Origin of the sequence: Vibrio sp. EA2 (genome assembly GCF_033042495.1) — a bacterium.
Taxonomy (GTDB): Bacteria; Pseudomonadota; Gammaproteobacteria; order Enterobacterales; family Vibrionaceae; genus Vibrio.
Genome location: NZ_JAWLID010000024.1, coordinates 29,310 through 33,382, shown reverse-complemented (window position 1 = coordinate 33,382; position 4,073 = coordinate 29,310). Strand labels below are relative to the sequence as shown.

The window sequence follows — 4,073 nt, the reverse complement described above, 5'->3', positions numbered from 1 at the left end:
GCTGGCATTCATGCTAATGTGGCTACCGATGTATTGCTGAAGATAAAATGTACAGCAAAGATCAACAGGCCCTAGTATGGATGGTTAAAACGAAGTAACCATCTGCATGGGACAATGAGAACGGGTGCATGCGTTGGCTAAAATGATCCAAAATTCTAAGGTCTGAGAAACCTCGATATTTTCTAGATTTTTTCAAAATAGTGGACCGAACAGCACCTCAAAGAGGCAGTAAGTTACTCTAGCGCCTTGGTGATGGTCTGTGATTTCATGGAAGTGTCCAAAAGTTAGCCGTTAGCACTTTACTTTAGGTATATCTAAACACTTGGTTATATATTTCGGGGTGAGCATTTCTCTTCGCATCTTCCACTTTTGTTCTATGCCTTGTGATCGATGTTATTACCCGATGACCTTCATGAAAATACGCGCTACGCAAGGCAAATGCCTTAGGCATGTTCTACTCTATCTTGGTCAAGTACTGAACAATAAGGATGTTTTTATGAGCAAATCGATTGTTTTGGTTGTACATGGAATTGGAGAGCACACTGAGGCAAACCTCAAAAAAACCGTTATAGATGCGGCCAATGAAGCGCTTGGTCGGTATGACGACCTGAAAGGGATGAAGTACGAAGACTATGTGGACGTTATCCCCGTTGTCTATGACGATATATTCGAAAAGGAACGTAAAAAGATCGCGGATAACAGCAACGCTATTCTGGACATTATCAAAGACAGTAATTTAGGTGGCACAGACCTGTTCGATAAGTTGGCCAAAGTATCTGAAGATAATACCTTCAACACCCACATCCTTGACATCCTCTTCTACGCTGGTGTGAGAACCACCGAAGTTCGAGCTCGAATTATCGGCAAATTGAGCGAAAAAATAGGCTTTAATCCCTCTAGAAAAATCCATGTAATAACCCACTCGATGGGTACCGCTGGCGCCCACGACACCCTTGCAAAAGCGTATGGCACAGGTATCAAAAACCAGTTCGATGCTGACAATAAAAATGCGGACAAGAAATCCTTTATCCAAACTAGACTCTTTCCTGATATCCATAAGTTGGACAGCATCTGGATGTTCGCCAACACCTCCCAACTCTTTTACGACTACAATCCACTAAAAACTAATGTTAACCCACACAAGTCCATTGTGAGACCAAAAGCTGATAACACAGGCTGCACACTCAAGTATTTCAACGTTTGCCACAAATATGACATCATCGGCAAAGCCGTCCCGTTCGAACCACCCAAAGCATGGAATCGCAACAAATCACATGCAGCCTATGTTGATGACATTGAAACTAAGGACTTCTACAAGACCATCAACCCACACAGCCTATACGAGTACATCATCAATCCATGTGTCAGCCATAAATTCCTCCGAATTACGATGCCAACAGGCTCGGGCATCCCGACCGAACCACCAACCGCAGAATTACCCAGCCTCAACAAAGAAGCTCAGAAGATCATAGACCTCGTTGATAATGCTGACTCTATCTCAGATTTCGTCGACCTCATCAAAGTAGGTTCGGAGTTCCTCGGAAGCATCCCTAAAAAGTGGAGGAAGTTCTCATGAAACGATCACTTTTACTCTCACTAGCGTTACTCCCTTGCCTAACATTTGCAAATGAGAAGCTCCCTAACTGCTCGCCTATCAAACATGATAAGTATTGGGCTGAAATGCAGGATGACCTTACAAAACTGTCTAAGCGGCTGTCCAATAATGGCGCATATAGCAAAGAACGATTCTTAGAGAACTATTCGATTTGGAGAGACAGTTTAATTACCTCTTCACGCGAACTTGATGAAATTCTAATGATAGAAAAGTCTGAGGAAAAACCTGAACCTACCTTAACCAATGAAGCTTCTACGTTCATAGCCATCACTCTCACCAAAGCCCGAGAGAACAAAATGGCGGTACCCAAAGCCTACTACACACCCAATGAAGAGGACGACTCTAAGGGAAGTATTACTTTTGCTGTCGCGGACTCTGCTGAAACTTCAGTTTTCACCCTTAAACCTGAAGCAGATGCCCAGTGCGCCAAACAACTTCAATGCACCTCTGTTAATAATAATGCGTGTGACATTTATCTCAATACCTGGACAACGGCCATTAATAGCTCGAGTCAACAGCTTAAGTCAGAGACGGCGTTAGCATTTTCAAAGGCCGCTATAGCTCTTGAGAAACGATGGGCGAAGTACCACAGTGATGCTCGTTATCAGTATTTCTGGGAACAAGCCTCCACTGCTTTTTTTCTTAGAAAGGAGCTGAGCAGTGATAGTTACACTGAGCCCCCATCTGTACAATTTTTCTGGCTACATCCTTGGGCAGCGATGGAGTATGTACCTGATGCAGACGATGGTAGTCAATTTAAAGCAGCACTGACTCTAGAGTGGGCCGGCATCAACTGGTGGGAGGAATGCTTTTGGGGCATAGCGTGTGGCATCTCTGCCATATCAACGTACAGCGATAGGGCAGGCACACAAGACTTTGGGCATGGAGTTATGGTTCATATCGAAAACCAATACTCATTAGGCGCTACGTGGCGCTCAGGAGGCGATGTAGGCTTCTTTGTCTCTGTTGACCTCCTCAAAGTCTTTGAAGATACGAAATCTTCCGTTGAAGGCTGGCAGGAGAAAGCTGACAAATACTTGGGAGAGTAGAAAACAAATCAACACCCAACATAATTACTATAAAAGTTATCCGTAGTTTTCTAATTTAAGTGATTACCCTAAGAAGGCTCTGTCCAGAAGCTTGCTAGAGATTGATCAGACTTTATTGTCATTTCCACAGTGATTCTGGTAGCAATGCTCCTTAAAAATGATCAAACTTTAGCTTTTTATAGCCTACGAATCGCTTGAAAAGGCACGTTTCCGATCAAAGTTTATTGTCCTCCGACAAACGTTGTTGGTCTGTTCCTGAATGGAACTGGTAGGAATTGCCTTGGATCACCAGAAACAATATGGATCTCGCAAGAAGTGGAAAGAGGCCGCCGATTATAGCTGCCTCATAGGCTACTGACTTCGTTGCCGAATTTAGTTTAAGAGTAATGGTATCTAAATAGCCTGTTTTTAAACAATATACTGAGTTTCGAGCATACCTAGCCTTGTAAGTTTTTTAACACGTTAATCGTGACGTCCCCACAACTTGTGCGTTGTAACTACGAAGAGTCAGCGGTGCTCCGAGTAGTTGCTTCAAACGACACTTGGCAGTTTCAGACAGTTAACCCTAGTGGTAACGATTACAATATTCGTGGCGATTTTTGGATGCTATGTAAGTTATATTTTGTCATTTGCGTGTGATTACTGTTGAATTCTCGTGAATTAGCCTGGTTGTGCCCATTTTTTTTACAAAAAACTTAAAATTTTTCTTTTTATTTTATGGTAACGTTTACACTAGTTTGAGTTTGATCACGGACCTGAATCGGTGTTGGTTGATAGACTTTTAACCATTGAAGAATTGGGCGTATCGACTTGGTGTGAATAACGCAGGCTCAGTGAGCATCAGGTCCGGTACCGAGCAGGAAGCAGCAACAGCGGAGAAGCAAAAGTGAGAGTACTTGTCACAGGTGGTATGGGTTACATCGGCAGTCACACATGCGTTCAGATGATTGAGGCGGGCATGGAGCCCATCATTGTCGATAACTTGTGTAACGCCAACACAGAAGTATTGAGCCGTATTGAAGCGCTAACTGGCAAACAGCCAACTTTTTATCAAGGCGATATTCGTGATGAAGCGTTTTTGAATTCGGTATTCGCTGAGCATGATATCCAAGCGGTCATTCACTTTGCAGGTCTGAAAGCGGTAGGTGAGTCAGTCGTCAAGCCATTGGAATATTACGATAACAATGTCAATGGCTCATTGGTGTTGGCGCGTAGTATGCGTAAAGCGGGTGTGAAGAGCATCGTATTCAGTTCCTCTGCAACCGTCTACGGCGATCCAGAAATCGTTCCGATCACAGAAGACTCACCAACAGGTGCAACCACTAACCCATACGGTCGTAGTAAATACATGGTGGAAGCGTGTTTGAGTGATTTATTCAATGCTGAAAGCGATTGGAGCATCACTTTAC

The 4,073-nt window shown here is 43.5% G+C and carries 4 protein-coding genes and 1 pseudogene; 3 read left to right on the top strand and 2 right to left on the bottom strand.

Features of this window, described 5'->3' with window-relative positions; translation table 11 throughout:
• Nucleotides 1-291: 291 nt before the first annotated feature.
• A complete protein-coding gene (locus RXX31_RS23425; protein ID WP_374987411.1) occupies nt 292-378 on the bottom strand; it encodes a DUF4113 domain-containing protein in 87 nt (28 codons plus the stop codon).
• Nucleotides 379-496: 118 nt separating this feature from the next.
• Between RXX31_RS23425 and RXX31_RS23420 the strand changes: the two genes are divergently transcribed.
• On the top strand, nt 497-1,576 hold the full coding sequence (locus RXX31_RS23420; protein ID WP_170966671.1) for a hypothetical protein: 1,080 nt from the start codon (nt 497-499) through the stop codon (nt 1,574-1,576).
• The gene (locus RXX31_RS23415; protein ID WP_182016323.1) at nt 1,573-2,664 is read left to right on the top strand and encodes a hypothetical protein; all 1,092 of its coding nucleotides are present in this window, start codon (nt 1,573-1,575) and stop codon (nt 2,662-2,664) included. The genes RXX31_RS23420 and RXX31_RS23415 overlap by 4 nt, the downstream gene beginning before the upstream one ends.
• Before the next feature lie 408 nt (nt 2,665-3,072).
• Here RXX31_RS23415 and RXX31_RS23410 read toward each other — a convergent pair.
• Nucleotides 3,073-3,223: pseudogene (locus RXX31_RS23410) on the bottom strand (IS5/IS1182 family transposase); the annotation flags it as partial.
• A 327-nt stretch (nt 3,224-3,550) separates the two neighbouring features.
• On the opposite strand from RXX31_RS23410, the gene RXX31_RS23405 reads away from it, so the two are divergent.
• The coding region (locus tag RXX31_RS23405) for an SDR family NAD(P)-dependent oxidoreductase (protein WP_317592035.1) at nt 3,551-4,073 on the top strand (523 nt) is incomplete at its 3' end.

Excerpts from the sequence above, each read along its gene's own strand:
- RXX31_RS23420 (WP_170966671.1), top strand. The coding sequence starts at position 497 with ATGAGCAAATCGATTGTTTTGGTTGTACATGGAATTGGAGAGCACACT.
- RXX31_RS23415 (WP_182016323.1), top strand. The coding sequence starts at position 1,573 with ATGAAACGATCACTTTTACTCTCACTAGCGTTACTCCCTTGCCTAACA.